This is a genomic window from Methylobacterium sp. Leaf93 (assembly GCF_001422345.1).
Taxonomy (GTDB): Bacteria; Pseudomonadota; Alphaproteobacteria; order Rhizobiales; family Beijerinckiaceae; genus Methylobacterium; species Methylobacterium bullatum.
Window position 1 is genome coordinate 234371 of sequence record NZ_LMMS01000012.1, and the last position, 26944, is coordinate 261314.

The window sequence follows — 26944 nt, forward strand, 5'->3', positions numbered from 1 at the left end:
ACGATCGACGATGAAGGCGGGGCCAGAACGATGACGATGAGATTCCGGATGTTCGGCCTCGCGCTTCTGGGCGGTCTGGCGCTATCCGGCTGCGCCAAGGAAGCACCGACCACCGGTGCGCTCCCGAGCCTGTACTGGCCGATGACCACCTCCGGCGCATCGGTCGATACGGCCACCGCACGCGATATGATCTCTGCCTATCGTGCGCGAAGCGGCGGTGCCCCCCTACGGATCGACCCGGACCTGCAGCGTCTGGCCGAAGCCGAGGCAGCGGCGATGGCGGCCGCCGACAAGCCGAGCCAGGCCCAGACGGTAAAGGTCGCGGTGCAGCGGCTCGGCTATGCAGGCGCGCAGGCCAATCTCTCCGCCGGCTACCACACCCTGGCGGAGGCCTTCTCGGGATGGCGCGACAGCCCGGCTCATAACGCCGTCATGCTGGCTCCTCGGGCGACACGCATGGGCATCGCCACGGCCTATGCTCCGAATTCGAAGTACAAGGTCTATTGGGCGCTGCTGGTCGCCGAGTGAGCCCCCCTCTCAGGGCAGCTTCATCGAACGCGGCGTCGGTGCCGGCTCGCTCATGAGTGTCACCGTCACGCGGCGGTTCGAGGAGAGATACGGATTGTCCGGGAACAATGGTTCGGTATCCGCCTTGCCGGAGACCGAAGCGAAGCGATCGTCGGGCACACCGGCACCGGCGAGGATCTCGCGCACGCTGATCGCGCGGTTGGCCGAGAGTTCCCAGGGTGGGGCAGGGGGGCGCGTGCCAGGCCTGTCGGTCGCGGTGTAGCCCGTCACCGCGATGCGGTTGGGCAATTGGCGGATGACGGGGGCAAGCTTCTCCAAAAGACGCCGGGTCCGGTCGTTCGGGCGGCTCGACCCGTTCGGGAACATCGTGCTGCCGTCCTGATCCACCAGGGAAAGGTCGAGGCCCTTCTGCGTCGGAGTGACGATGACGTTCTTCGAAAGCTCCGCGATCTCAGGCATGTCTTGCATCGCCTGACGCAGGCTCGCGGCGGCTAGACCAAACGCCTCCGGGTAGCCGCTGTCAGGGGTACCCTCAGTAGCGCTCGCTTCAAGTTCCGGCGGTTTAGGCCGATCGGTGGCCTGTTCGGGCGGGATGTCGCGGCGGTTCTTGATATGCCCTGGCGTCGGAAGTCCGTTCACCTCGATGATGCCTGCGAAACGCGATTCCTTATTGACGCCGAACGCATCGCGCATGGAGCCGGCAACGGCCTGCATCTTCTTTTGGTCCTGGGTGGAATAGGCCGCGATCATCACGAAGAAGCTCATGAGCAGCGCCATCAGATCGGCGAAGGTCACGAACCAACCGTGACCGCCATGGCCCCCACGCTTCTTCCTGGCCACGGCCGGTTACCCTCTTCCCGTCAGGCCGCTTCCGCCGCGAGGTCGTCGCGGTGGTTGTGCGGCAGGTAGGCGACCAGCATCTCGCGCACGAGGGACGAGCTCTTCGAGTCGCGGATGAGCAGGATGCCGTCGATGATGAGGGAGCGGGAGACGTCCTCCTCCTCCAGCTTCACGTGCAGCTTGTCGGCGAGCGGGAGCGCGATCATGTTGGAGATCAGCGCGCCGTAGAGGGTGGCGAGCAACGCGGTCGCCATGGCGGGGCCGAGCTTGGATGGGTCCGACATGTTGGCGAACATCGTCACCATCCCGAGAATGGTGCCGATCATGCCCCAGGCGGGGGCGCAGTCTCCGAAGGCGCGGTAGATCTTCGAGCCTTCGTCGAGATGCATGAGGAAATTGTCGCGGTCGCGCTCCATCGTGTCACGGATGAACTCGCGGTCGTAACCGTCGGCGATGTAGCGGGCGCCCTGAGCCAGGAAGGGATCGGAGATCTCCATGTTCTCCAGGGCCATCGGGCCGGATTTGCGCACGACGTCGGCGATCTTGGTGATTTCCTCGATGAGTTCGCGCGGTCTGATCGCCCGCATGGTGAAGGCGTAGCGCATGCCCATAGGCAGGCCATGCATCATCGTGGCGAATGGGAAACGGATCATCGTGGCCGCGGTGGAACCGCCGAAGATGACGATGACCGCGTGCTTATCGAAAAAGGCGGCGAAGTTGCCGCCATCAATCATGATCAGGGTGAAGACGACACCGAAGCCGCCGAGAAGCCCGATACCGGTTGCGAGATCCATGGTGAACCCTGGTCGGCTTACCCAGCACCGCGGAAGAGCATCCGAGCGGAAAGCGACTTGGCCAGAGTTAGGCGGACGCGCTGAACGAACCGTAAAGGATAACGGTCCGCCCGGCGCATTCCTGTCATTCGCCGTTCAGGGTGGCCTTGCGATAAGCCGAGCACGCCGAATGGCTTGTGATCTCCGATGAATGGGGGCCGGGTCGAAGGCGAAGGGTTGAGGGCGAAGGTTCCGGCAAAAGGGACCGCGCCGTGATTGGCATCGGAGCACACGTCGTCATGCCGTTGGTTCGTCTCTATGCGCGCGTCATGGGCCTACTGGGCGCCGATCGGCGGCTGGCAGCCCTACTCGCTGTCGCCAATGTGGCCCTCGCGGTCGCGGCTTTCGCCGAGCCGCTGCTCATGGGGCGCATCATCGATCAGCTGACGCATCTGAAGAGCGACGGTAACGCCTTCTCGACACTGGCGCCGCTCATCGGCGCATGGGTCGCCTTCGGCCTGTTCACCATCGCGGCCGGCGTCACCATCGCTCTGCATGCGGACCGGCTGGCCCATCGCAATCGCCTCGCCTCCATGGCGAATTACTTCGAGCATGTCCTCGAACTGCCCCTGGCATTCCATTCCTCGAATCATTCCGGCCGCGTCCTGAAGGCGATGCTGGAAGGATCGAACGGCATGTTCTGGCTCTGGCTCGGCTTCTTCCGCGATCATTTCGTCGCCGTCGTGTCCCTGGCTGTCCTCCTGCCGATGACCCTGTTCGTGAACTGGCAGCTCGGCTCGATCCTGGTCGTGCTGGTGACGATGTTCACCGTGCTCACCACCTTCGTCATGCGTCGCACCGAGATGCTGCAGGGCCGGGTTGAGGCCTACCAGTCGGGCCTTGCCGCCCATGCCTCTGACGCCCTCGGCAACGTCGCCGTGATCCAGTCCTTCACCCGCGCCAAGGCGGAGAAGGAAGCCATGCATGGCATCATTCGCAACCTGCTCGCGGCCCAGATCCCCGTCCTGTCGTGGTGGGCGCTCGCCAACGTCGCGACCCGCGCCGCCGCCACCCTGACCATGACGGCCATCTTCATCACGGGTATCGCCCTGCATCAGCACGGCATGGCCTCGATCGGCGAAGTGGTGGCCTTCATGAGCCTTGCCACCATGCTCGTCGCCCGCCTCGATCAGGTCGCCACCTGCATCAACGGTCTGTTCCAGCAGATGCCCAAGATCGCCGAGTATTTCGAGATTCTGGACACGACCCCGGCCGTCCACGATCGTCCCGGCGCCATGCAGGTGGCCCGTTTCGAGGGCGAGGTCTCCTTCGATCAGGTCGGGTTCTCCTATACCCCGCGCCGCAAGGCCGTGGAGAGCGTCTCCTTCACGGCGCAGGCCGGGCAGACCATCGCCCTCGTCGGAACCACCGGCTCGGGCAAGTCGACCACACTGGGCCTGCTGCACCGCGCATTCGACCCGGATACCGGCGCGATCCGCATCGACGGTACCGACATTCGCGATATCGGCCTCTCCTCCCTGCGTCACAACATCGGCGTGGTGTTCCAGGAGCCGATGCTCTTCGCCCGCTCGATCCGCGAGAATCTCCAGGTCGGCCGTCCCGATGCCACCGATGCGGAGATGCTCGACGCCCTCGACCGCGCCCAGGCGACGGAGTTCATGGATCGCCAGTTCGACGGTCTCGACACGATCATCGGCGAGCGCGGTCGCTCGCTCTCCGGCGGCGAGCGCCAGCGTCTGTCCATCGCCAGGGCGCTGCTCAAGAATCCGCCCGTGCTGATCCTCGACGAGGCCACGTCCGCCCTGGACGCGACCACGGAGCGGAAGCTGCAGGGTGCGCTCGAAGCCGTAATGGAAGGCCGGACCACCTTCGTCATCGCCCACCGTCTGGCGACGATCCGCAACGCCGACCGCATCCTCGTGTTCCACGAGGGCCGGATCGTCGAATCGGGAACCTTCGAGGAACTCGTCGCGGAGAACGGACGCTTCGCCGACCTCGCCCGGGCGCAGTTCATGGCCGGTGCCGACGCCTCCGAGCCCGCACTCGCCCTGGCAGCCTGACAAGAGACGCCCCTCCCCCTTTGCGGGGGAGGGGCCACTCCGGGAACTATCCGACGGGAGTCTCTATCTCCACCTCTTCCTCAGCCCAGACCCGGAACTTCGTCAGCACGTTCGATCCAAACGTATGGGTCAATGGAACATCCGCCGCATCGCGCCCCCGGGCGACGAGGATGCGGCCCCGACGAGGAGCGTTGTTGCGTGGGTCGAAGACATGCCACGCGCCGCCGAGATAGACTTCGGTCCAGGCGGCAAAATCCCCGGGCGGATGTGGCTCGGGTTCGCCGATGAAGCTGAGATAACCGGTGCAATAGCGGGTCGGCATGTTGAGGCCACGGCAGAACGCCACGAACAGGTGAGCATAGTCGCGACAGACCCCACGCCCGACGGCAAGAGCATCGGCGGCGGTACGATCCACATTCGAATAGCCGTAGCCGAAGCTGATATGGCCGTGGACCCAATCGCAGACCGCCTGGGCGCGGGCCCAGCCGGGCGGGACGTCGCCGAACAGGCGCCACGCTTCGTTCGAGAGCAGGTCGGATTCGCAGTAGCGGCTCGCCACGAGGAAGGGCAGGGCCTCCAAGGGCAGGTCTTCGATGGGATGCTGGATCGCTTGCGGCACGACCGGATCGAGATCGCCGTCATCATCGAGCCATCCCTCCACCGACAGGGTCACGGCCCCCGCCGGTGCTACGAGGCGGCAGCACCGGTTGCCGAAATCGTCGATGAACACTTCGTGCGGCGTCTCGGGGCCGATGGCCAGACGGTCCGGCTCGGTCGCGCGCGCGAACCGGCTCGGATGCGCCGTCAACCGGACGATCATCGGAGTAGGATAGGCGAAGTCGTAGCCCATCTCGCAGCCGAACCTGATGCGCATTACCCTTGAACCTCCGACCGACCATCGCGCCAGCCCTGTCGCCCTCATGCCCGCGCTAGACCGTTCGGCATAGGCCGCGAAGGTCACAGGTGGATGTCGGCATGCCGGCTGCGGCACCCTGCTTCAGTGCCGGCGCGCCTCGGCCTGTCTTGCCAGCATCCGGGCCTGGAGCCGCTGGCGTCGTGCTGCAATGACGGTGCCATTGATTTCGCCACCGAACAGGAACATCGCGGCGAGCCAGTAGAGAAAAACTAGAAAGACCATCGCGGTCGCCAGTCCGCCATAGGTGGAGGCGTAAGCGGTGGAGAACCGGTCGAGGTAGAAGCCGAACCCGAGGCCGGCAAGGAACCAAAGCACCAGCGTCACCAGGACGCCGGGCAACACCGAGAGGATCGGACGGCGGCCGGCCGCCACGAATTTGTGGGCGATGACGAGAACCGCCGCGAGGAGAAAGGCGGTGATGCCGATGCGGCCGAGGGCGACAGTGAGGCTCAACGGCTCGAGCCCCGGCGCCACGTCGATGACCCTGCGCCAGATCAGCGGCCCCAGGACAACCAGCAGAGCGAAGGCGAGCATGGCGAAGGCGCCGCAGACGACGTAGCCGATCGATTCGAGGCGGGTGAGCCACCAGGGCCTGGTCTCGCGCAGGCCGTAGGCACGGTTGAGCCCTACCCTGAGGCTCTCGACCCCCGAGGAGGAGAAGTAGAGGGCAAGGAGAGCACCGATGGTGAGCACGCCGCCGCGCTGCTCAGTGAGCACCCGGTGAACCTCCCCGGCAATGGGTTTGGCCACCTCGCGAGGCCAAGCATCGAAAATGAGGATGCCGGCTTCGTCGGCGAGCGATTTGGTGCCAAGGAGGCCGGCCAAGGCCGCGAGCAGGATCAGGAAGGGAAACAGCGAGGTCAGGATCGAGAGAGCGATATGGCTCGCGATCGCCCAGCCGTCATGCGAGACGAAGCGCTGGGCGGCGAGGCTGGCGATGTCGGTGCTGTTGCGGAGACGGCTCACGGCGGTTGGGGCGCTTCTCGTGATCTGTGGGGCTCGACGATACAGACTGTCTAAACGCGAGGCCGGACGACGGCGCAATGTTCGGGGCGATGCATCGCTGCTCGCCACCGGTACGACTTGTGTTCGGCGGTTCGGTGTGTTGCCTGCGCCACCGTCATGTCAGTCGATGCGCCGGCTTCCCCAACCCGCACCGTACCCGCTTCGGTGGTCTCGTCGATCTTCGTCCTGATCTGGGCGTCGGGCTTTGTCGCGGCGCGTTTCGTGGCGCCCCATGCGGAGGCCTTCACATTCGTCGCCATCCGGCTCGTCGGCGTCGCCATCGTTCTGAGCGCCATCACCTTCGGCCTCGGCGCGAGATGGCCTCGGAGTCGCGCGGGATGGCGTGATGCCCTGGTGGCCGGCGTGCTGATGCAGGGCATCTACGTCATCGGCGTATTCTGGTCGGTGGAGCGCGGCCTGCCATCGGGCATCGCTGCCCTGGTCGGTAGTCTCCAGCCCCTGCTCACGGCGGCGATGGCGCGTCCATTCCTCGGTGAAATCGTCAGCCCGCGTCGCTGGACCGGGATCGCCACCGGCTTTGCCGGTGCGCTTCTCGTCCTCGCCCCGAAAATCGGTGCTGCGGACGCGTCCGGCATTCCGGCACTTCCGCTTCTCGCCTGCCTCGGTGCCATGGTGGCGATGACGATCGGCACGCTGTGGCAGAAGAGTCGTGCGGGACAGGCCGAATTGCTGCCGAATGCGGCAATCCAGTTCGTCGGGGCCGCGCTCCTTGCCGTACCGGCGGCGTTTCTGTTCGGCACGGGCCGTTTCGACGCGTCCCTGCCGCTCTGGGGCGGACTGGCGTGGTCGATCCTCATTAACTCGGTGGCGGGCATCCTGCTTCTTCTGGCCCTGATCCGGCGCGGCGAGGTGGCCGGCGTCGCCTCCCTGCTCTTCCTGGTCCCCCCGGTCTCGGCGGCGATGGCCTATCTCCTGTTCGGCGAGACACTGGCCCCAATCCAGATGGCCGGCATGGCCGTGGCCACGATTGGGGTCGCGGTCGCCAGCCGAAGATGAGTTTTTCTTTGATTCGTCTCTCAATAAAATTCAGATCTCCTAGCTTTGCCGAGCAGAACTAGGCTTTTCACGGCAAGAAATAATGAATTCAGGTGGGATAGTGCCGCGCTGCGGCGAGACGCCTCTACAGACTTGGCAAACCTGCCTATAATGAGCGCCAACCCTCATTCTGATTTGAGAGATTCGAACCATGTCCGCTTCCCCGGCCGTCTCCACCGAACCGCAGGATCTCCTGACCCTCGCCCAGGGCGCCGGCGAAGCCGCGAAGGCCCTCGTCGCCGAAGCGACCCGCCGGGTTCGCGCGAAGGTGCTCTCTGCCGAGGGCAAGATCTCGCCGGAGAAGCTCGAGTCCGAGCAGCATGCCGCCCACGGCCTCGCCTGGCTCGCCACCTATGCCGAAGGTGTACGTGAGCTCGGCGCCTATGCAGCGCGCCTGATCGAGACCGGAGAATTCGGGGAGACCGAGGCGCTCCTCGTGAAGATCGGCATCGGCGAATATCTCGACCAGATGTTCTCCGGCATTCCCATGAGCCAGGGCGAGATCGTGCGTCCGACCGGCTCGCTGGGCCTGTCCGCCCGCGAGGTCATGAAGTTCCGGACCGACGCCGTCGAAACCCTGATCGTCGAGGGTAACACGCCTGAGAACCGCGCCGCGCTCGTGGCGCGCATCCGCGACAATGGTGGCTCTGCCACCATCGGCAAGTCCGGCCTCGACGAGGACATGGAGGCGATCCGCTCCGAGATGCGCCGCTTCGGCCTCGCCGAGGTCGTTCCGCACGCCCATGAATGGCACAGCCAGAACGCCTACATCCCGATGGAGATCGTCACCAAGATGGCCGAGCTCGGCGTCTTCGGCCTGACGATCCCAGAGGAATACGGCGGCATGGGCCTGCCCAAGATCTCCATGTGCGTCGTCTCCGAGGAACTGTCCCGCGCCTATATCGGCGTCGGCTCGCTCGGCACCCGCTCGGAGATCGCCGCCGAGCTCATCCTGTGTGGCGGCACCGAGGAGCAGAAGCACCGCTTCCTGCCCGGCATCGCGTCCGGCGATACCCTCCCCACCGCCGTGTTCACCGAGCCGAATACCGGCTCCGACCTCGCGTCCCTCCGCACCAAGGCGGTGAAGGACGGCGACGTCTGGAAGATCTCGGGCAACAAGACCTGGATCACGCACCCGGTCCGCGCCGACATCATGACCTGTCTCGTGCGCACCAAGCCCGAAGAGAAGGGTCACAGGGGTCTGTCGCTCCTCGTTGCCGAGAAGCCCCGCGGGACCGATGAGGATCCCTTCCCGGTGGCCGGCCTGTCCGGCGGCGAGATCCACGTCCTCGGCTATCGCGGCATGAAGGAATACGAGCTCGCCTTCGACAATTTCGAAGTGCCGGCGGCCAACCTTCTCGGCGAAGTCGAAGGCAAGGGCTTCACGCAGCTCATGCAGACCTTCGAATCCGCCCGCATCCAGACGGCGGCTCGCGCCATCGGCGTGGCGCAGAACGCCCTCGACCTCGGTCTCCGCTACGCCGAGGACCGGGTGCAGTTCGGCAAGGCGCTGATCAACTTCCCCCGCGTCGCCGACAAGATCGCCATGATGGCGGTGGAGATCAACATCGCCCGCCAGCTCACCTACTTCTCCGCCCGCGAGAAGGACGAGGGCAAGCGCTGCGATCTCGAGGCCGGGATGGCGAAGCTGCTCGGCGCCCGCGTCGCCTGGGCGGCGGCCGACAACGCCCTGCAGATCCATGGGGGCAACGGCTTTGCGCTGGAATACGCCGTCAGCCGTGTGCTCTGCGACGCGCGCATCCTCTCGATCTTCGAGGGTGCCGCCGAGATCCAGGCCCAGGTCATCGCCCGCCGCCTGCTCGAGACTGCCTGAGCCTTCCCTTCGGAAGCAGCGGCCGGGCAATCAGCCCGGCCGCCCAATGATCATCACAAGGAAAAAAGGCCTGGAACCGGGTTCTCCCCGGCTCCAGGCCTTTTTCATGTCTAGGTCCCTCTTCCCCGTATCCGGGGAAGAGGGACCGATCCTACTCCGCCGGAGCGTGATGGCTCGACGGAATCGAACCAGCCTCGGCCGCCTTCGGCTCGTGCTCGACCGGCTTCGTCCTGAACAGGCGCATGACGAAGACGAAGAAGACCGGCACGAAGAGGACTGCCAGGATCGTGGCGGAAATCATGCCGCCGAGCACGCCGGTACCGATGGCCTGCTGGCTCTTCGAAGCCGCGCCCGAGGCGATGGCCAGGGGGACCACACCGAAGATGAAGGCCAGCGAGGTCATCACGATCGGCCGGAAGCGGAGCGTGGAGGCCTCGATGGTCGCATCGACCAGGGACTTGCCCGGCCGCCACAAGTCCTTGGCGAACTCCACGATCAGGATCGCGTTCTTGGCCGAGAGGCCGATGATCGTGATGAGCCCGATCTTGAAGTAGACGTCGTTGGGCATGCCCCTCAGGTAGACCGCCGCCACCGAGCCGATGACGCCGAGCGGGATCACCAGTAGCACCGAGAACGGGATCGACCAGCTCTCATAAAGGGCGGCAAGGCACAGGAACACGATCAGGATCGACAGGGCCAGCAGCAGCGTCGCCTGACTGCCGGCCTGCTTCTCCTGCAGCGACTGGCCGGTCCAGATGTAGCCGAAGCCTTTGGGCAACTGTTGCATCAGGCGTTCCATCTCGGCGATCGCATCGCCGGAGGTATAGCCCGCTGCCGGCTCGCCGGTGATACGCACCGATTGGTAGCCGTTGAAGCCGATGATCTGCGCCGGCCCGACACTCCATTTGAGATCGGCGAAGGACGACATCGGCACCATCGCGCCCTGGCTGTTCTTCACCCCGTAGTTCAGCAGGTCGGCCGCCTTCAGGCGCTGGCTATCCTCGGCCTGCACGATGACGCGCTGCATCTTGCCCCGGTTCGGGAAGTCGTTGGTATAGACCGAACCGAGATTGACCTGGATCGTGTTGTTGATCTCCTCAAAGTCTACGCCCAAGGCCGCCGCCTTCTCGCGATCGATCACGAGTTCCGCTTGGGGTGCCGGAGGTAGCCCTTCGACATAAACCTTCTGCAGGATCGGGCTCTTCTTGGCGAGGGAGAGCAGTTGTTCCTGTGCAGCCATCAGGGCCGAGTACCCCTTCTGGGCGCGATCCTGAAGGCGGAAACTGAAGCCCGAAGCGTTGCCGAGGTTGTCGATCGGCGGCGGCTCAAGCGCCTGGATCACGGCGTCCTTATATGTGCCGAGCGCCTTGTTGGTCCCCTCCACCAAGGCAGCCGCCGAGTTGGCCGCATCGCGCTCACCCCAGGGCTTCAGTGTCACGAAGGCTTGGCTCGTCACCTGCCCCTGACCGGAGAACGAGAAGCCGTTGACCACCGTCACCGTGGCGACGCCGGACTGGGCCATCAGGTGCTCCTCCACCGCCTTCACCGCGTTGAGGGTGCGATTGAAGGACGAGCCGGGCGGCGTCTGGATATCCACCGTGAAGAAGCCCTGGTCCTCCACCGGAAGAAAACCTTCCGGCATCCGCACGAAAGCGAAGGCGAGTCCGATGACAAGGGCAAGGTAGACCATCATCACCCGGCCCGAGCGCTTGATCATTCCTGCCACGCCGCGGCCGTACCGCGCGGTCTCGCGGTCGACGATCCGGTTGAACCAGCCGAACACGCCGCCCTTGGAATGGCCGTGGCCCTTCTCGATGGGCTTGAGCAGGGTGGCGCAGAGAGCCGGCGTCAGCGTCAGGGCGAGAAGCGCCGAGAAGCCGATGGACGTCACCATGGCAATGGAGAACTGACGGTAGATGATGCCCACCGAGCCGGGGAAGAACGCCATCGGGATGAAGACGGCGATCAGCACCAGGGTGATGCCGATGATGGCGCCGGTGATCTGGCTCATCGCCTTTCGGGTCGCCTCCTTCGGAGACAGCCCTTCCTCGTTCATGATGCGCTCGACATTCTCGACGACCACGATGGCGTCGTCGACGAGGATGCCGATGGCCAGCACCATGCCGAACATCGTCAGCACGTTCACCGAGAAGCCGGCGAGCAACATCACCGTGCAGGTCCCCATGAGGGCGATCGGAACGACGATGGTCGGGATTAGGGTGTACCGGATGTTCTGGAGGAACAAGAACATCACCACGAAGACGAGGATGACGGCCTCCACCAGCGTCATCAGCACCTTCTTGATCGAGGCCTCGACGGCGGGCGTAATGTCGTAGGGGATGTCCCATTGCACGTTGGACGGGAAGAACTGCGACAGCTCCTCCATCTTCGCGCGGATGGCGGAAGCGGTCTCGAGGGCGTTGCCGTCCGGCGCCAGGGTCACCGAGATGCCCGCCGCTTCACCGCCGTTCAGCCGGGTGGTGAACTTGTAATCTTCACCGCCGAGCTCGATCCGGGCGATGTCGCGTAGGCGCACATTCGACCCGTCCGGGTTGGCTCGCAGGACGATGGCGCCGAACTCCTCGGGCGCCGTCATCTGACCCTTGACGATGATGGGAAAGTTGACGGTGTTCGAGGCTGGGCTCGGCATGGCGCCGACGGCGCCCGATGCGATCTGGACGTTCTGGTTGGTGATCGCCTTTGAGACGTCGGACGCGTTCAAGGACAGGCCGCGTAGTTTGTCGGAATCGATCCAGATGCGGAGACTGCGCTCGGTGGAGTAGAGCGTTGCGCGACCCACACCGGGGATACGGCGGATCTCGTTGATGACGTTGCGGATGAGGAAGTCGCCCAGCGCAATCTCGTCCATCGACTTGTCGGGCGAGATCAGGGTGATGATGTTCAGTGTCGCGGCTGAGGCTTCCTCCACCAGCGTGCCCTGCTGGCGTACCTCGGCCGGCAGGCGCGCCTCGACGCGCTTGAGGCGGTTCTGAACCTCGACGCCCGCGAGACTCGAATCCGTGCCCGGCTGAAACTGCGCCGTGATTTCGATGACGCCGAACGCATCGCTCGCGGATTCGAAACTAAGGATGTTGGCCGCGCCATTGAGCTCATCCTCGATGAGGCGGGTGGTGCCGGTATAGAGGTTCTCGACCGACGCTCCGGGATAGGAGGTGGAGAGGGCGATCGAGGGCGGAGCGATGACGGGATACTGCGCGACCGGCAGGCTCGGGATCGACAGGATCCCGCCGAGGCAGATGAAAAGCGCAACGACCCATGCGAAGATCGGGCGATCGATGAAGAAGCGGGCCATGGGTCAGCGAACCTGAGCGGAAGCGGGCTGCGCGGCGGCCGACTTGTCGTCGAGATCGGTATCGTAGGGTTTGGCCTCCGCCTGGGCAGCGACCTTCATCTCGACGGTCTTGACCGACGAGCCGACCGATATCTTCTGGACGCCCTCCACGACGACGCGGTCGCCGGACTTGAGCCCGTCGCGAATGACCCACTGGGAATCCACGACGGGTCCGACCTCCACAGGCTGGAGCATGACCTTGTCATCCTTGCCGACCACCCAGACCTCGGCCTTGCCGTCATTGGTGCGCTGGATCGCCTGCTGAGGCACGGCGATGGCGTCGACGTCGATGCCCTGCTTGATGCGGGCGCGGACATACATGCCCGGGAACAGCTCGTCATGCGGGTTCGGGAACAGCACGCGCAGGGTGACCTGCCCGGTGCTCGGATCGGCGGTGACATCGGAGAACAGCACCTTGCCGGCAGAGCCGTAGAGAGACCCGTCATCCATGATGAGATGCGCGTTGGCGGTGTCGTTGGACAGGCGCGAAAGCTCGCCGCTCGCGAGGTCCCTGCGAAGCTTGTTCAGCTCTCCGACGGACTGGGTGATGTCCACGTAGATCGGATCGAGCTGCTGGATCGTGGCAAGGTTGGCGGTGGCCCCCTGTTCCACCAGCGTACCCTCGGTGAGAAGGGCCCGGCCGATCCGGCCGGAGATCGGGGCGCGGACGTCGGTATAGTTGAGGTTCAGCTTGGCCCGATCGCGGGCGGCTTTGGCGCCGGCGACTTCGGCCTGGGCCTGTTTCAGGCCGGCATAGGCGCTATCGTACTGCGCCTGGCTCGCGGTCTGGCGGGACAGGAGCTGCTCGAGTCGGTCAGCCTGCTGGCCGGCGAGAACCTGGGCGGCCTCCGTGCGGGCGAGCGCTGCCTCAGCGCTGGCGAGTTCCGCCTCGAACGGGGCGGGATCGATCTTGTAGAGGATGTCGCCTTCCTTGACCAAGCTACCCTGTTCGAACGTGCGCTTGACCACGAGACCGGAGACGCGGGAACGCACTTCGGCGATGCGCAGGGGCGCGACGCGGCCGGGGAGGTCGCGCAGATAGGGGATTGGCTGCTCGCGGACGGTGACGATGCTCACTTCGGCGGGTGGGCTCGGAACAGGAGCCGCGGCCTGCTGTTTCTGATTGCAGGCGGACAGGGCGACCATGACGGAGGCAGCAGCCAGGGAGGCCGGCCAGACACGTCGGGTACGAAGGGCAGTAGACGTCACGATGATTTCGCTCCTGTGCGATACGCGGTCGATCGCAACCCGCCCGGCGGATTGGCAGCTCTGACACTCAAGTCCCGGGCGAAGATCCGCGAAGCGACTTCGGCACCGTGGCAATCGCTGGGCCACGCGATGCGGCCATGGCGTCATTGGGCATGCGTCGGCCGACTAGGGGCCGACCACACACATCACGGCTTCAGAAATCGTTCACAATCTTGGCGATCGCGCGACACGAGCCGGTGAAAAGACGAGCTACGCGGCCGGGTGGTCAAAACGCCGCGGCCAAGCTCTCACGCCGTAGTCCTGGGAGGGCGATAGAGCGGTGCATCCGCGCCGATCCCAAGCGACAGGGCGGAACGGCCTCGCAAGGCCGGCTCCAAGGCTTCACCGAGGAGCCGCGATCCAGACAGGGAGGACGGCGTCACAGCGTCGTCGATCTCCAGATGCGATGCGGAACCGGTCGAAGGCGCTTCGCCCTGGCTCGTGAAACCATCGGGCCATTGGCTCGAGACCGGCGCCCCGACGCCACCGGCCCACAACCCTTGCGGGAGGCTCGACAGCACCATCACGAGTAGGGAGAGCAACACCAGCATGGTCGACAGCGCCGAGCGCAGACGGACGACCGCCTGCCCCTGCAAGGCGGTCGAAGCGAAGCATCCTGCCTCCAGAGGGGCAGCGGCGGAACTGGTCGGCGGTGAGGTCACGAAACTGAGGGTGGTGCGAAAGTTCCCGCAACGCAATAACCTGCGACATTCTGTCAAACAGTCGAATGGCGGTTCGAATCACAGCCGTTGCTCCAATCCCACAGCATAATCCGTTCGCATCGCAGCGGGTTGACCGTCCTTAACCATCCGGCCAAGTCTGCCGGCCCGATCATCTGAAGTCCGGCTCATCGAGGCTGGACCTCGCCGGAATGGGAGACGGGGTGCAACGCGCCGCCTGTCCAGGTCCGGACGGAGACGATTACAATGGGCACGCGCTCCCTTTTCGCCGCCACGGCTCTCGCGATGGGCATGGGCTTCGCCACGTGCGGCGGCGCCAGCGCCGGAAACCCGTTCGACAGCGGGCCGATCGCCGACTTCATGAACATTTTCAAGGAGCAGGCGATCCCGCGCGAGACGGTTGCGTGGAAGGGGGCGGAGAAGCCCGGCACCGTCGTGGTTTCAACGAGTCAGCGGCGGCTCTACTACGTGCTCGGCGGTGGCCAGGCCGTCCGCTACGGGGTCGGCGTGGGCCGTCAGGGCTTCTCCTGGTCCGGCCAGAAATCGGTGACGATGAAGAAGGAATGGCCGGCTTGGCGCCCCCCGGCGCAGATGCTGGCCCGGCGGCCCGACCTGCCGCGCTTCATGGCCGGCGGCCAGGACAACCCCCTTGGCGCACGGGCGATGTATCTCGGCTCCTCGCTCTACCGTATCCACGGCTCCAACGAGCCGGAGACCATGGGCGCCGCCGTCTCGTCGGGCTGCATCCGCATGACCAACAAGGATGTGGTCGACCTCTACGACCGGGTGAAGGTCGGCACGAAGGTGATCGTGCGCAACTGAAGGCCCCATCCGCCTCCCGCCGGCATCCGGTCGGTCGCGACCGGACGGAGGAGAGAACGGAATGATCTTCGGTGTCGACATCAGCCTCGTTGCGGGCCTGTTCGCGGTGGCCGTGGCGGCCGGGTGTGTCGATGCCATCGCGGGCGGCGGCGGCCTCATCACTGTGCCGGCCCTGCTTCTCTCCGGACTCGATCCGGTGAGCGCCATCGCCACCAACAAGCTTCAGGGCAGTGCGGGGGCCGTCTCATCGACCATCGCTTTCGCGCGTCGGGGCCACATCCATTGGCCGGCGGCCTGGAAGATCGCGCTCGCCGCCGGTCTTGCCTCGATCGGCGGTGCGCTCTGCGTGAGCCTCTTGCCGCGCCCCGTCCTCGACGCAGCCGTTCCTGTGCTGCTGATCGGGATCGCGTTCTATTTCGCCTTCGCCCGGCGGATGAGCAGCGAGGACTCGGCGGCGCGGATGCGGCCCGGCCTGTTCGCGCTCACCTGGGCGCCCGCCGTCGGCTTCTACGACGGCGTGTTCGGCCCGGGCGCCGGCGCGTTCTACATGATCGGGTTCGTGACGCTCCTCGGCCTCGGCGTGGTGCGCGCCACCGCCCATACCAAGCTCGCCAATGCCGCCAGCAACCTCGGCAGCCTCGCCCTGTTCGCGGCCTCGGGCCATGTGGTCTGGACCATCGGCATCGCCATGGCCTTCGGAGCCTTCATCGGGGCCCAGATCGGCTCGATCCTGGCGATCCGCCTTGGTGCGAAGCTGATCCGGCCGCTGCTGGTCACCATCGCCTGCGCGATGGCGATCCGGTTGCTGTCGAACCCCGAGAACCCTCTGCGGCAAGCCGTGATGGGCCTGTTCGCCGGGAGTTGAGCACGCGTCAGCGCGGCATGAAGGCCCAGTAATCCAGGTCGAGGATCACGGCGGGGTCGTAGCCGTCGCCGGTCTTGTCCGGGTGGGCGCCGCAGGGCTGGTTCTTGGTAGCCACGGTACGCAGGCGCAGGGCGCCGATATCGGAACGGCCGGGAAGCTCTGCGGCTTCAAGCACTTCACTCCAGGCATAGACCGTATCACCGGCGAAAAGCGGTGCCACATGGCGTCCGGCATTGATGCCGGCCAGCGCGAAGGCGTTGCTGAGGCCGTTGAAGCTGAGCGCGCGCGCGAGCGAGATCACGACGCCGCCATAGATCAAGCGACGGCCGAAGCGGGTATCCTTGGCGGCGAACCCGTCGAAATGCACCTTGGCGGTATTCTGGTAGAGGCGCGTGGCGATCTGGTGCTCGGCCTCCTCGACGGTCATGCCGTCGACATGGTCGATCTTCTCGCCGACCACGTAATCGCCGAAGCGGTGCGGAGAGCCGGCGAGGTCGAGATCGTAGGCGCCGACGTTCAGCGGCGGCAGGGCGCCGGCGAGATCGGCCGGGTCGACGACCTTGGCGAAGGTCGGGACGTGCTCCTGCTCGATCTTTGCCTCGGGGTCGCGCTTCTTCACCAGCACCCAGCGACAATAGCTCAGAACCGTCTCGCCGTTGGCGTCGGACCCGGTGGAGCGGACGTAGACCACGCCGGTCTGGCGGTTCGAGCTTTCCTTGAGGCCGATCACCTCGGAGACCGTCGACAGGGTCTCTCCTGGATAGACCGGCCGGCGGAAGCCGCCCTCGGCGTAGCCGAGATTGGCGAGGGCGTTCAAGGAGATGTCCGGCACCGTCTTGCCGAACACGACATGGAAGGTGAGCAGGTCGTCGAGCGGGCTCTGCGGGTAGCCGATCGCCTTGGCGAAAGCATCCGAGGACTGCACCGCGAAGCGTGGCCCGTAGAGCGATGTGTAGAGCGCGACGTCACCGCTCGTCACCGTACGCGGCGTGGCATGGCGGATTGTCTCGCCGAGGCGGTAATCCTCGAAGAATCGGCCGGGATTGGTCTTCATCTCTTGGTCGTCCCTCGAAGTGTTTCTTGTGCCTTCAGCGCGGCGCGGCCTCAGCCGCCATAGACGACGGACTGAGGCGGAATGACCTCGTGCAGGAGGCGGCTGATGAAGAGCAGCAGGAGCACGAGGACGATCGGCGACAGGTCGATGCCGCCCAGATTGGGCAGGATGCTGCGGATCGGGCGAAGGACCGGCTCGGTCAGCCGATACAGCACCTCACCGATCTGCGAGACGATCGGGTTGCGCACGTTGACCACGTTGAAGGCCACGAGCCAGCTCAGCACGGCGCTGGCGATGAGCACATAGATGAAGAGCTGCACGACGGTGTCGAAGAGCCAGAGAAGAGCATACATGCGCGGTCTGATGTCCTCGTTCGCCCCGCCTTGTCAGGCTCGGGTCTAACGTCGGGAATTCCGGAATTGACAGGTCGAGGTACGCGCGCCTACAAGGCCGGCACCTCGGAACGGGGCTGTAGCTCAGATGGGAGAGCGCCGCAATCGCACTGCGGAGGTCAGCGGTTCGATCCCGCTCAGCTCCACCAGGTTTCTTCCAAGTCCCTGGTGAACAACGATCTTGTGACGAGCGTGGCGCGCGTCATCGCCACCGCCATGATACGGTGCTTTCGAGCGCCATCGGACGTCGCTTCGAGCGCCATCCGACCCCCCCTTTCCCTGAAAGCGTCCCCTGCCGGATGGCGGTGGTCCGTACCGGTGCGAGACCTGCTCAGGACGCCGCGGATCGGCACAGAGCCGTGCCGTCACGGATCATGAAATTCACCAGCGTCGGGGAGACGCCGTTCTCGCGGGCGAGGACGGTTTGCGGCACACCGTCGATCCTGTGGGCGAGGAAGACCCGGCGGGTGCGCTCCGACGTCGTCTCCAGTGCGGCCAGGGCGGCCTTCAGGGCCTGGCATTGTTCGAGACGATCCTGAGGGCAGGCGCAGGGAGCGGCGACGGCCTCGGCCAGTTCGTCCGGCACGAAGCGGCAGCGCTCGCGCAAGGTCCGGCGCGCCCAGTCGATGGCGGCGTTCCGCACCATCCGCCGCAGGTAAGGCACCGGCGCCTCGATGCGGCGGCCCTGACGCAGGTCGGCGGCCGGCTCCTCGCAGAGCTTGAGCACCACCTCCTGCACCACGTCCTCGGCCGCAGAGCGATCATGCAGGATCTGCGTCGCGTAGGCGACGAGGCCCGATTGCTCGGCGATGAGAGTGGAGAGCAGCGGAGCGTCGATGTCGCTGCGCGTCTCGTGCGTATGACGTTGTCCCATGGACGACCTTCTTCGAATGTGCAGGCCAGGACGAAACCGGGGGAAACCACCCCGCCGCGCCACATCGCCGGGCAAGTGCCACCCCCACCTCAGACACCGAGGCTAAAGAGGGAAATTTCACAGACTTACAAGGGCGCCTTGGTCAGAAAATATTTGAATTAGAAGTCTTCTAAACTCATATCGGACAGTCGATAATCACGGTTTGATGGATATTTAGGCTCACTGGGAAGGACTTGTGCTGTCGCAGGACACCGCATCCGCCCGAAGCCCGGCTTTGCATGGCCGCGGATCATCCTTTGCATGAGCAACGACATCTTCGGATCGTGATCGGTTGTATCCAGACTATCTTACCCGCCCAGCGTTAGATAGGCCGTGTGAGGTGACGGCGCGGGGCGGCGGGAGCCGGATCGTCCGGCCACGCCGCGTGCGATGGCCGGAAGTTTCGTGCGCGCTACTAAATTTACCACGCCGCCGGTCGTCTTCTCCCGAAAGGGCGTCCCCGTTCGCGGATGCCGGTTCCAGCCAACGACGAGACGCGATGCTCCGGACGACAGCACCCTTTCGATGCGGCGAGGCGACGGGCCGTCCCCTCGAGGTTTATCGCGACGGCGACCGGCTCAGCGTCGTGGCGGAAGGCCGGGTCGGTCTCCGCCTGCGCCTCCAGGGGGGAGCCGGCCTGCATCTCTCCATCAAGGAGCCGGTGAGACCCGACCCGCGAGACGTCCTCACCAGTGTCACGGCGGCCTTCGAGACGGTCTCGGCGACCAATCCCGAGGCCGAGCGGATCGGCCTCGATCCCGCGAGCTTCGCCGGCCTCGCCGATTCCCTGATGGAACGCGGCCTCGCCGTGCGGGAGGGAGACGGCCTCGGCGTCGATCCCACGATGCTGTGGCAGCGCCCCGAACCCTGGCTCGCCAACCTGGCATCGCGCGATTTTCCGGCGCGGCTGGTGATGAGCGGCGGCAAGCGCCATCCGCAGCGGCCGCCGAAGCCCGAGGGCGTGATCTATTCCCGCTTCATCCCCTGGCTCGGACAGGCCGTGGCGTTCCGCGCCGCCACAATCGACGACGTCGATACCCTGCATCGCTGGTTCAACGATCCGGTGGTCGATGCCGCCTGGGGCGAGGCCGGCGAACGCGACAAGCACGAGGCCTATCTCGCCGGCCTCATCGCTGATCCGCACATGATCCCGCTGATCGGGACAATCGGTGGCGAGCCGTTCGGCTATTTCGAGATCTACTGGGCCAAGGAGAACCGCCTCGCCCCGTTCTACGACGTGCAGGATTACGATCGCGGCTGGCATGTCCTGATCGGCGAGAGCCGGTTTCGCGGCAAGGCCTACATCTCGGCCTGGCTGCCCTCGCTGATGCACGCGCTCTTCCTCGACGACCCGCGCACGGAGCGGATCGTCGGCGAGCCCAAGGCGGACCATGTCCAGCAATTGCGCAACCTGGAGCGGTCGGGCTTCGCGCGGATCAAGACCTTCGATTTCCCGCACAAGCGCGCGGCTCTGGTGATGCTCCTGCGCGAGCGCTTCTTTTGCGAAAGGCTGTGGTCGCCGGCGGGCGGGATTCCCGCTTCGCCGGAGGCCGGATCGCAGCCCGTGTCCTGACGGGATGCGTCAGCGGGAGGCGAGATAGGCGCGCCAGCCGCCATGGTGGGTGATGTCCTCGGCGCCCGCCACCGCATGGGCCTCGCACAGGAACCCGGAGACGTCCGAGCCGTCCTCCAGGGTGAGCTTGCCGATGCCGAGGGGGGCGGGGATCGCGGCGGCGAAGCGGCCGAAACTCGCCGGGGGCAGGGCCCAGATCTCCACCTCCAACCCGCCGCCGGCAAAGCCCGGCTCGTGGACCAGACCGGGCTTAGCCGGCTGGGTGCCGGGCAGGGCGTAGAGGCGGTACGCGCCCGACGTCCGGGCCGCCCGCACCTTCCTGCCGCCGAGATCGGTGAGCTGGTGGTTGAGCGGGAGCCCCGTGAGATGGGCGCCCACCACCGCGATGGCGATCTCGTCCGCCTCCGGGGCCGGCACCCGGCTGGCCTCGGGCAGGGTCGCGCCGCGCGCGATCCCCATCCCGCACGCGGCCGCGCGGTGGAGCGCGTCGGCCCAGGGGCCCAAAGCCTCGTCGCTGAAGCCAGGGCCGACGAGCGTCACGCCGCCGGGTAATCCATCGGCGCCGAAGCCTCCGGGCACCGCTATCGCGGCGAGGCCGAGAAGGTTGGCGAAGTTGGTGTAATGCCCGAAATGGCTGTTGAGGCGGATCGGGTCGGCCCGCATCTCCTCCACCGTGTAGGTGGTGGGGGAGGTCGGCAGGAGCAGGATGTCGACCTCCGCCCAGGTCGCCTCGGTGCGCCGCCGCAGGGCCTCGAACGCGTAGCGCCCCTCGAACGCGTCGACGGCGCTGTAGCCCTTGGCGGACTCGACGATGCTCCTCACGCTCGGGTCGAGGGCCTCGGCATTCCCGGCGAAGAACGCGGCGATGGCGGCCAGGCGCTCGGCCACCCACGGCCCGTTGTAGAGCAGGGTCGCGATCTCGCGGAAGGGCGCGTAATCGAATGGCACCGCCACGGCGCCCAGCGCTTCGAGGCGGGCGATGGCCGCATCATAGAGCGCCTCGCGCTCGGCATCGCCGTAGAACTCGCGCTCGGCCGGAATCGGGACGCCGAAGCGCAGGCCCCGGGCGGGGAGGGAATGCGGCACCGCCCGCCGCGAGAACGGATCGGCGGCATCGTAACCTTCCGCGATGCGGCGGATCGCGAGACCGTCGCTGACGGTCGCTGCGAAGATGCTAATGCAGTCGAGGCTGCGGCAGGCGGGGACGAGGCCCGTCGTGCTGAACAGGCCCGGCGTCGGCTTGATCCCCACGAGGTTGTTGAACATCGCCGGCACACGGCCGGAACCGGCCGTGTCGGTGCCCAGCGAAAAGCTCGCGAGCCCCGCCGCCACGGCGACGGCCGAGCCGGAGCTCGACCCGCCCGAGACATGGGCGGCGCTGAACACGCTGCGCGGCGCGCCGTAGGGCGAGCGGGTGCCGTTGAGGCCGGTGGCGAACTGGTCGAGATTGGTCTTGCCCGTGCAGAACGCACCCGCCGCCTTCAGGCGCGCCACCACCTCGGCATCCGCCTCCGCCGTGTAGGCGAAGGCCGGGCAGGCCGCCGTCGTCGGCAGGCCGGCGACGTCGATATTGTCCTTCACCGCGAAGGGCACGCCCCAGAGCGGCAGGGAGTTCGGCTCGGGGTGGCGCGCCATCAGGTCCCGCGCCGCGCTCACCAATGCCTCACGGTCGAGGGCGGTGATGAAGATGGCGGGGTCCGTCGACGCCTCCATCCGGTCGGCGACGGCTTCGGCGACGGTCACGGGGGTGGCACGCCCCGAGGCGTAGAGGTCGCGCAGGGTCGACAGGTCGGGGATGGTCGGCAGCATGTCGGTCGGCTCTCTCATCCGCTCAGATCTCCTGGAGGATGGCGACGAGATCGCCGCCGCGCAGGGTGCGGCCCGGCTTCACCCGGACCTCACGCACGATTCCCGCCACCGGGGCGGAAACGGCGATCTCCATCTTCATCGATTCGAGGATCGCCACCGTCTCGCCGGCCGCGACGCTCTGGCCTTCCTCGACCAGAACCTTCCAGACGTTGCCCGGCACGGTGGTCGGCACGCCCACATGGCCGGCGGGCACCGCATCCTCCTCGCCCACGGGCGCACACTCGTCGGCGACGAAACTGTCGAGCCCCTCATCCTGCCAGCGCTGCCGCTCGGCCTCGAAGGCGGTCTGCTGGCGGAGCTTCGCCTGCGTGATCTCGACGGCGTTGCGGGCGAGCTCGGCCCGATGCTCGGCATAGGAGAACGTCCCCTCCTCGATCCGTAGAGGGTAGGCCCCGTGCGGGAAGGCGGCCCGCGCCTCCGTCAGCTCGTCGTGGCTCACGGGGAAGAAGCGGATGCGGTCGAACGGGCGCAGCAGCCAGGGATGGCCGGGGACGAATTCCTTCGTCATCCGCCAGGTGTTCCAGATCTGGATGGTGCGGCCGAAGAGTTGGTACCCGCCCGGCCCCTCCATGCCGTAGATGCACATATAGGCGCCGCCGATGCCCACCGCGTTCTCAGGCGTCCAGGTGCGGGCGGGGTTGTACTTGGTGGTGACGAGGCGGTGGCGCGGGTCCACCGGCGTCGCCACCGGCGCGCCGAGATAGACGTCGCCCAGCCCCATCACGAGATAGCTCGCATCGAAGATGATGCGTTTCACGTCAGCTTCCGACTCCAAGCCGTTGATGCGGCGGATGAACTCGATGTTCGAGGGGCACCAGGGCGCGTTGGGGCGCACAAGCTCCTGATACTTGCGCATCGCGAGTTCGGCCTGGGGGTCGTTCCAGGACAGGGGCAGGTGGACCACGCGGCTCGGCACCGTCACGTCCTCGACGGCTGGCAGGGCGGCCTCGATCTCGCGCAACTGCCCGAGGAGGCGGGAGCGCGGCAGCGTGGTGCCGTCGTAATGGATCTGGAGCGAGCGGATGCCCGGCGTCAGGTCGATGAGACCGGGCAACCGCGCCTCGGCCACCGCTTCGGCGAGGAGGTGGACCCGCAGGCGGATGCCGATATCGAGGGCCATCGGCCCGTATTCGACCAGCAGGTTGTCGTCGCCCTGGCGGCGGTAGACCACCGGCACGGGGCCGGAGGAATCGGCGGCGAGGATGGGCGAGCCGGCCGCCCTTCTCCCTCCCCCCAATCCAACGACCTCATCCTGAGGTGCCGCGCAAGCGGCCTCGAAGGAGGCCTCCAGGGGGCGCGGCGTTCTCTGGAGCCCTCCTTCGAGGCCTCCGCTACGCTCCGGCACCTCAGGATGAGGATGTAGTTGAGACAGGGCGAAGGGATCGTCCCCCGCACGCTCCACTGCCCTGAACCGCACCGTATCCCCCGGCCGCAACTGACCCATCTTCCACTGCTCGTCGCGGGCGATCACCGCCGGGCAGACGAAGCCGCCGAGACTCGGGCCGTCCGGCCCCAGGAGGATCGGCATGTCGCCGGTGAAGTCGATGGAGCCGATGGCGTAGGCGTTGTCGTGGAGGTTCGACGGGTGAAGTCCGGCCTCGCCGCCGTCGCTCCGCGCCCAGAGCGGAGTCGGGCCGACGAGGCGCACGCCGGTGCGGGCCGAGTTGAAGTGAACCTCGTAAGAGGCTGAGAACAGGTCCGAAATGTCCTCGTCCCGGAAGAAGTCCGGCGCGCCGTGCGGCCCGTAGACCACACCGATCTCCCAGGCATGGGTCAGCGGCGCGGGCGCGGGCATCGACGCTTCGACGCAAGGGGCATCGCCGAGATGCAGGACGTCCCCGGCCTTCAGGACGCCGGTGGCATGGCCGCCGAAGGCGCCGAGCGCGAAGGTCGCCCGCGAGCCGAGGATAACGGGGGCGGCGAAACCGCCGCGCAGGGCGAGGTAGCTGCGCTGGCCGGGGCCGGCGATCGCGCCGATGCTCAGGGTCTGTCCGGGTTCGACCGCGAAAGCCTTCCCGTGAGGCTGCTCGACCCCGTCGAGGCGTACGGTCATCGCGGCCCCGGCGAGCGCCACGGTGCCGGAGGCGTGGAACCGCAGGGTCGGGCCGGACACGGTGAGTTCCAGGGCGCAGGTGTCGGGCGGGTTGCCCACGAGGGCGTTGGCGTCGCGGAACGAGCGCGCATCCATCGGCCCGCTCGGCGGCACGCCCACATGCCAGAGGCCGATGCGGCCGGGCAGTTCCTGCAGGCTCGATTGCGCGCCGGGGACCAGCACCTCGATGCTGCGCGGCGCATAGGGGAAGTCACGCAACGCCGTGGTGGCGACCCGGCCCGAGGCGAAGAGCTCGGAACCGGCGATGGCGCGCAGATAATCGAGATTGGTCTCGATCCCCGAAACCGCGCTGTCGTCGAGGGCCTGGCGCAAAGCGGCGAGCGCCGCCGGGCGGTCCTCGCCCGTCACGATGATCTTGGCGAGCATCGGGTCGTAATGCGTGGTGACCTCGGTGCCGGTCTCGATCCAGCCGTCGATGCGCGCCTCGGCGGGGAAGCGCACCTCGGTGAGGAGGCCGGCGCTCGGGGCGAAATTGGCGTGGGGGATCTCGGCATAGAGCCGCGCCTCCATCGCCGCACCGCGCGGGACCAGGGGGCCGGCCGCGCCGATCACGTCCTCGCCGGCGGCCTGGCGGATCATCCATTCCACGAGATCGATGCCGAACACCGCCTCGGTGACCGGGTGCTCGACCTGGAGGCGGGTGTTCACTTCGAGGAAGGAGAAATCCTCGCGGACGGGATCGTAGATGTACTCCACCGTCCCCGCCGAGGCGTAGGCGACGCTTGTCCCCAAAGCCACAGAGGCCGCGTGAAGCCGCTCACGCACGGCCTCCGACAGGCTCGGAGCCGGCGTTTCCTCAATGACCTTCTGGTTGCGGCGCTGGAGCGAGCAGTCGCGCTCTCCGAGCGCCACGACGCGGCCGGCGCCGTCGCCGAAGATCTGCACCTCCACGTGGCGCGCCTCGCCGACGAAGCGTTCGAGATAGACGCGGGCATCGCCGAAGCTGGCGCGGGCCGTGCGCTCCACGCTGGTATAGTGCTCGCGCAGTTCGTCGGCCGAGGCGCAGAGGCGCATGCCGATGCCACCGCCGCCGGCGGTGCTCTTGAGCATCACCGGGTAGCCGATGGTCTCGGCCGCCGCGATCGCCGCGTCCAGATCCGGCAGAAGGCCGGTGCCGGGCAGGAGGGGCACGCCGCTGGCGCGGGCGAGGTCGCGGGCGGTGTGCTTGAGGCCGAAGGCACGCAGGTGCTCGGGCTTCGGGCCGATGAAGACGATGCCCTCGGCGGCGAGACGCTCGGCGAAGGCCACGTTCTCCGACAGGAAGCCGTAGCCGGGATGGACGGCTTGCGCCCCCGTCGCCTTGCAGGCGGCGATCACGGCCTCGACGTTCAGGTAGCTCTCGGCGGCCGGCGCGGGTCCGAGGCGGACGGCCTCGTCCGCCTCCAGCACGCCGCGGGTGAACCGGTCGGCATCGGAGTAGACCGCCACGGACGCGACACCCATGCGCCGGCAGGTGCAGGCGATCCGCCGGGCGATCTCGCCGCGATTGGCGATGAGGATCTTGCCGAACATCAGCGCAGATCCCCGGTCGAGGCTTGATCCCGGATGGAGACGTGGATCGGAGTCGGGTTAAAGCCGTTGCAGGGGTTGTTGATCTGCGGGCAGTTCGAGATCACGCAGATCACGTCCATCTCCGCCGTGACCTCGACGTAGTCGCCCGGCGCGGAGACGCCATCGACGATGGCGAGTTCGCCGTTCTGCTCGATGGGCACGTTCATGAAGAAGTTGATGTTGGGCGGGATGTCGCGCTTCGAGAGCCCGTATTTGGCGACTTCCAGGGCGAAGTTCTCGCGGCAGGCATGGAGATAGCGGGTGGCGTGGCCGAAGCGGACGGTATTGGCCTCGCAGGAGCAGGCCCCCGCCGAGGTGTCGTGCCGGCCGCAGGAATCGGCGGTGACGGTGGCCATCACCCGGCCCTCGTTGGAGACGAGGCGGGTGCCCGTCGTCACATAGGCCGAGCCCTGGACGCGCAGGGTGTCCTGGGAGGAGTAGCGCTCGCCCATGTCGCCGGCGCGGTAGAACAGGGTGTCCACCGCCTGGCAGCCGTCGGTGTCGGTGATGCGCAGAATCTGGCCCTTGCGCACGAGGCCCGACCAGGGCGCCTGGGCCGGCACGACCTCGTCGAGCAAGACCTCGTCGAGGAGAAGCTGGGTGTCGTTGGTCATGATGCGTCCCTCCCGTCAGAAGCCGATGGCGGCGTTGTTCTCGAAGCCGCGCACGGCCTCGATCGTGGCGGTGCGGCAGAGATCGTCCGCCGCGGGGACGGGCGCCCGGAAGCGGGTCACCACCACGGGGTTGGGCGCATAGTCCGGGTTCGGGTCGAGGGGGTGGGGACAGTTGGAGAGGGTGACGAGGAGGTCGAGCTCGGCGCGCAGATCGACGAAGTCGCCGGCGCGGCGCCCGGCCTCGTTCCAGGCGAAGCGCCCCTCCGCGCCGACGGAAACGGGGGCGAACAGCGTGACGCAGGCGGGGATGTCGCGCCGGTCGAGCCCGGCCTTCAGGGCGGCGAGAACGAGGTTGTCGCGGGTGTTGCGATGGGGGCCGCCGGGGTAGCGGGCGGCGTTGGAGGCGGCGTTCGAACCACCGACGAGCGCATCGTGCGCACCGCAGGAATCCTCAATGAGGGACAGCATCACCCGGCCCATGTCGGAGAACAGCACCCGGCCGCGCTGAAGGGCGGCGGTCCACTGCACCTTCACGGTATCGGCGTAGTTCAGGCGTTCCGACGTCTCGGCGGCGTTCCAGGCCACGAGGGCGACGCTGGACGGGCCATGGTCCAGGGCGATGCGCAGGGCCTCGCCGGCATTGAGCTCGAAGGTGCGATACCAGCCGCCGGGGATGGTCTCGGTGTGGAGGATCGCCGCCTCGTCGAGGGGCAAGCCCCGTGCGGAGGGCGGCGGCAGGGCGCGGGGGGCATGGCCCTGCCCTTGCGCCTTCAGTTCCTCGTAGCGTCGCCGATTCTCGGCGATAATGCTGGCTGTGTCGGTCATGCCCGTCTCCTCAAGGCTGTTCTCCGGGTCGTCCCGGAAA

21 protein-coding genes and 1 tRNA gene are annotated in these 26944 nt (G+C 66.8%); 8 read left to right on the plus strand and 14 right to left on the minus strand.

The features are described from left to right. Positions 1 to 30 precede the first annotated feature (30 nt). Complete coding sequence (locus ASF26_RS09710; RefSeq protein ID WP_156462932.1) at positions 31 to 528, plus strand: CAP domain-containing protein; 498 nt, start codon at positions 31 to 33, stop codon at positions 526 to 528. Between the two features lie 9 nt (positions 529 to 537). Here ASF26_RS09710 and ASF26_RS09715 read toward each other — a convergent pair whose 3' ends face one another. Further along, the gene (locus ASF26_RS09715; RefSeq protein ID WP_056252741.1) at positions 538 to 1368 is read right to left on the minus strand and encodes a flagellar motor protein MotB; all 831 of its coding nucleotides are present in this window, start codon (positions 1366 to 1368) and stop codon (positions 538 to 540) included. Between the two features lie 20 nt (positions 1369 to 1388). After that, positions 1389 to 2162, minus strand: coding sequence for a MotA/TolQ/ExbB proton channel family protein (locus tag ASF26_RS09720; protein ID WP_018043049.1), 774 nt, complete (start codon positions 2160 to 2162; stop codon positions 1389 to 1391). 278 nt (positions 2163 to 2440) lie between these two features. Here ASF26_RS09720 and ASF26_RS09725 point away from each other — a divergent pair, with 278 nt between their 5' ends. Then, positions 2441 to 4222 (plus strand): glucan ABC transporter ATP-binding protein/ permease, encoded by a 1782-nt coding sequence (locus tag ASF26_RS09725; RefSeq protein WP_056252746.1) that lies wholly within the window; start codon positions 2441 to 2443, stop codon positions 4220 to 4222. Between the two features lie 46 nt (positions 4223 to 4268). Here the strand turns inward: ASF26_RS09725 and ASF26_RS09730 are convergent, their stop codons facing one another. Then, a complete protein-coding gene (locus ASF26_RS09730; protein ID WP_056252749.1) occupies positions 4269 to 5096 on the minus strand; it encodes a transglutaminase family protein in 828 nt (275 codons plus the stop codon). 123 nt (positions 5097 to 5219) lie between these two features. Further along, the gene (locus ASF26_RS09735; RefSeq protein WP_056252752.1) at positions 5220 to 6104 is read right to left on the minus strand and encodes a YihY/virulence factor BrkB family protein; all 885 of its coding nucleotides are present in this window, start codon (positions 6102 to 6104) and stop codon (positions 5220 to 5222) included. Positions 6105 to 6260: 156 nt separating this feature from the next. On the opposite strand from ASF26_RS09735, the gene ASF26_RS09740 reads away from it, so the two are divergent. Next, positions 6261 to 7160, plus strand: a complete 900-nt coding sequence (locus ASF26_RS09740) for a DMT family transporter (RefSeq protein ID WP_056252755.1) — start codon at positions 6261 to 6263, stop codon at positions 7158 to 7160. Between the two features lie 190 nt (positions 7161 to 7350). Then, the gene (locus ASF26_RS09745; protein ID WP_056252757.1) at positions 7351 to 9033 is read left to right on the plus strand and encodes an acyl-CoA dehydrogenase family protein; all 1683 of its coding nucleotides are present in this window, start codon (positions 7351 to 7353) and stop codon (positions 9031 to 9033) included. Between the two features lie 151 nt (positions 9034 to 9184). Here the strand turns inward: ASF26_RS09745 and ASF26_RS09750 are convergent, their stop codons facing one another. The 3 genes from ASF26_RS09750 to ASF26_RS09760 all read right to left on the minus strand — a co-directional run bounded on the left by ASF26_RS09750 (position 9185) and on the right by ASF26_RS09760 (position 14184). Then, positions 9185 to 12346, minus strand: a complete 3162-nt coding sequence (locus ASF26_RS09750; protein WP_056252761.1) for a multidrug efflux RND transporter permease subunit — start codon at positions 12344 to 12346, stop codon at positions 9185 to 9187. A 3-nt stretch (positions 12347 to 12349) separates the two neighbouring features. Next, positions 12350 to 13531, minus strand: a complete 1182-nt coding sequence (locus tag ASF26_RS09755; RefSeq protein WP_018043056.1) for an efflux RND transporter periplasmic adaptor subunit — start codon at positions 13529 to 13531, stop codon at positions 12350 to 12352. Positions 13532 to 13881: 350 nt separating this feature from the next. Further along, positions 13882 to 14184 (minus strand): hypothetical protein, encoded by a 303-nt coding sequence (locus tag ASF26_RS09760; protein WP_056253338.1) that lies wholly within the window; start codon positions 14182 to 14184, stop codon positions 13882 to 13884. 414 nt (positions 14185 to 14598) lie between these two features. On the opposite strand from ASF26_RS09760, the gene ASF26_RS09765 reads away from it, so the two are divergent. Continuing rightward, positions 14599 to 15135: a L,D-transpeptidase gene (locus ASF26_RS09765; protein WP_056253341.1), complete on the plus strand. Its 537-nt coding sequence runs from the start codon at positions 14599 to 14601 to the stop codon at positions 15133 to 15135. Between the two features lie 61 nt (positions 15136 to 15196). Beyond that, a complete protein-coding gene (locus ASF26_RS09770) occupies positions 15197 to 16000 on the plus strand; it encodes a TSUP family transporter (RefSeq protein ID WP_056252763.1) in 804 nt (267 codons plus the stop codon). A 7-nt stretch (positions 16001 to 16007) separates the two neighbouring features. Here ASF26_RS09770 and ASF26_RS09775 read toward each other — a convergent pair whose 3' ends face one another. Next, complete coding sequence (locus ASF26_RS09775) at positions 16008 to 17054, minus strand: MaoC family dehydratase (RefSeq protein ID WP_056252767.1); 1047 nt, start codon at positions 17052 to 17054, stop codon at positions 16008 to 16010. 50 nt (positions 17055 to 17104) lie between these two features. Beyond that, the gene (locus ASF26_RS09780) at positions 17105 to 17407 is read right to left on the minus strand and encodes a YggT family protein (RefSeq protein WP_056252770.1); all 303 of its coding nucleotides are present in this window, start codon (positions 17405 to 17407) and stop codon (positions 17105 to 17107) included. A 112-nt stretch (positions 17408 to 17519) separates the two neighbouring features. On the opposite strand from ASF26_RS09780, the gene ASF26_RS09785 reads away from it, so the two are divergent. Continuing rightward, positions 17520 to 17595 (plus strand) — tRNA-Ala (locus ASF26_RS09785). Positions 17596 to 17777: 182 nt separating this feature from the next. Here ASF26_RS09785 and ASF26_RS09790 read toward each other — a convergent pair. Then, positions 17778 to 18320, minus strand: a complete 543-nt coding sequence (locus tag ASF26_RS09790; protein ID WP_056252772.1) for a sigma-70 family RNA polymerase sigma factor — start codon at positions 18318 to 18320, stop codon at positions 17778 to 17780. Between the two features lie 538 nt (positions 18321 to 18858). On the opposite strand from ASF26_RS09790, the gene ASF26_RS09795 reads away from it, so the two are divergent. Continuing rightward, on the plus strand, positions 18859 to 19932 hold the full coding sequence (locus tag ASF26_RS09795; protein WP_056252775.1) for a GNAT family N-acetyltransferase: 1074 nt from the start codon (positions 18859 to 18861) through the stop codon (positions 19930 to 19932). 9 nt (positions 19933 to 19941) lie between these two features. On the opposite strand, the gene atzF is transcribed toward ASF26_RS09795, so the two are convergent. From atzF to ASF26_RS09815, 4 genes are read right to left on the minus strand one after another with little or no spacing between them, the layout of a single operon-like run. Continuing rightward, positions 19942 to 21741: an allophanate hydrolase gene (gene atzF, locus ASF26_RS09800; RefSeq protein ID WP_056253346.1), complete on the minus strand. Its 1800-nt coding sequence runs from the start codon at positions 21739 to 21741 to the stop codon at positions 19942 to 19944. 22 nt (positions 21742 to 21763) lie between these two features. Further along, entirely contained in the window at positions 21764 to 25426 is a 3663-nt protein-coding gene (uca, locus tag ASF26_RS09805; protein WP_056252780.1) for an urea carboxylase, read from the minus strand. After that, positions 25426 to 26079 (minus strand): urea amidolyase associated protein UAAP2, encoded by a 654-nt coding sequence (locus ASF26_RS09810; RefSeq protein ID WP_056252785.1) that lies wholly within the window; start codon positions 26077 to 26079, stop codon positions 25426 to 25428. Before ASF26_RS09810 ends, uca begins: the two co-directional genes overlap by 1 nt. A gap of 15 nt (positions 26080 to 26094) precedes the next feature. Beyond that, positions 26095 to 26904 carry an urea amidolyase associated protein UAAP1 gene (locus ASF26_RS09815; protein WP_056252788.1) on the minus strand — a complete coding sequence of 270 codons (810 nt, stop codon included), beginning with the start codon at positions 26902 to 26904 and terminating at the stop codon, positions 26095 to 26097. Positions 26905 to 26944: the final 40 nt, after the last annotated feature.

Bases quoted from the DNA above. Each gene is read 5' to 3' on its own strand.
- ASF26_RS09730 (WP_056252749.1), bottom strand. From the start codon at position 5,096: ATGCGCATCAGGTTCGGCTGCGAGATGGGCTACGACTTCGCCTATCCT.
- ASF26_RS09740 (WP_056252755.1), top strand. From the start codon at position 6,261: ATGTCAGTCGATGCGCCGGCTTCCCCAACCCGCACCGTACCCGCTTCG.
- ASF26_RS09810 (WP_056252785.1), bottom strand. From the start codon at position 26,079: ATGACCAACGACACCCAGCTTCTCCTCGACGAGGTCTTGCTCGACGAG.
- ASF26_RS09795 (WP_056252775.1), top strand. From the start codon at position 18,859: ATGCTCCGGACGACAGCACCCTTTCGATGCGGCGAGGCGACGGGCCGT.
- uca (WP_056252780.1), bottom strand. From the start codon at position 25,426: ATGTTCGGCAAGATCCTCATCGCCAATCGCGGCGAGATCGCCCGGCGG.
- ASF26_RS09755 (WP_018043056.1), bottom strand. From the start codon at position 13,531: ATGGTCGCCCTGTCCGCCTGCAATCAGAAACAGCAGGCCGCGGCTCCT.
- ASF26_RS09725 (WP_056252746.1), top strand. From the start codon at position 2,441: ATGCCGTTGGTTCGTCTCTATGCGCGCGTCATGGGCCTACTGGGCGCC.
- ASF26_RS09765 (WP_056253341.1), top strand. From the start codon at position 14,599: ATGGGCATGGGCTTCGCCACGTGCGGCGGCGCCAGCGCCGGAAACCCG.
- atzF (WP_056253346.1), bottom strand. From the start codon at position 21,741: ATGCTGCCGACCATCCCCGACCTGTCGACCCTGCGCGACCTCTACGCC.
- ASF26_RS09815 (WP_056252788.1), bottom strand. From the start codon at position 26,904: ATGACCGACACAGCCAGCATTATCGCCGAGAATCGGCGACGCTACGAG.
- ASF26_RS09720 (WP_018043049.1), bottom strand. From the start codon at position 2,162: ATGGATCTCGCAACCGGTATCGGGCTTCTCGGCGGCTTCGGTGTCGTC.
- ASF26_RS09750 (WP_056252761.1), bottom strand. From the start codon at position 12,346: ATGGCCCGCTTCTTCATCGATCGCCCGATCTTCGCATGGGTCGTTGCG.
- ASF26_RS09780 (WP_056252770.1), bottom strand. From the start codon at position 17,407: ATGTATGCTCTTCTCTGGCTCTTCGACACCGTCGTGCAGCTCTTCATC.
- ASF26_RS09760 (WP_056253338.1), bottom strand. From the start codon at position 14,184: ATGCTGGTGTTGCTCTCCCTACTCGTGATGGTGCTGTCGAGCCTCCCG.
- ASF26_RS09770 (WP_056252763.1), top strand. From the start codon at position 15,197: ATGATCTTCGGTGTCGACATCAGCCTCGTTGCGGGCCTGTTCGCGGTG.
- ASF26_RS09775 (WP_056252767.1), bottom strand. From the start codon at position 17,054: ATGAAGACCAATCCCGGCCGATTCTTCGAGGATTACCGCCTCGGCGAG.
- ASF26_RS09745 (WP_056252757.1), top strand. From the start codon at position 7,351: ATGTCCGCTTCCCCGGCCGTCTCCACCGAACCGCAGGATCTCCTGACC.
- ASF26_RS09710 (WP_156462932.1), top strand. From the start codon at position 31: ATGACGATGAGATTCCGGATGTTCGGCCTCGCGCTTCTGGGCGGTCTG.
- ASF26_RS09790 (WP_056252772.1), bottom strand. From the start codon at position 18,320: ATGGGACAACGTCATACGCACGAGACGCGCAGCGACATCGACGCTCCG.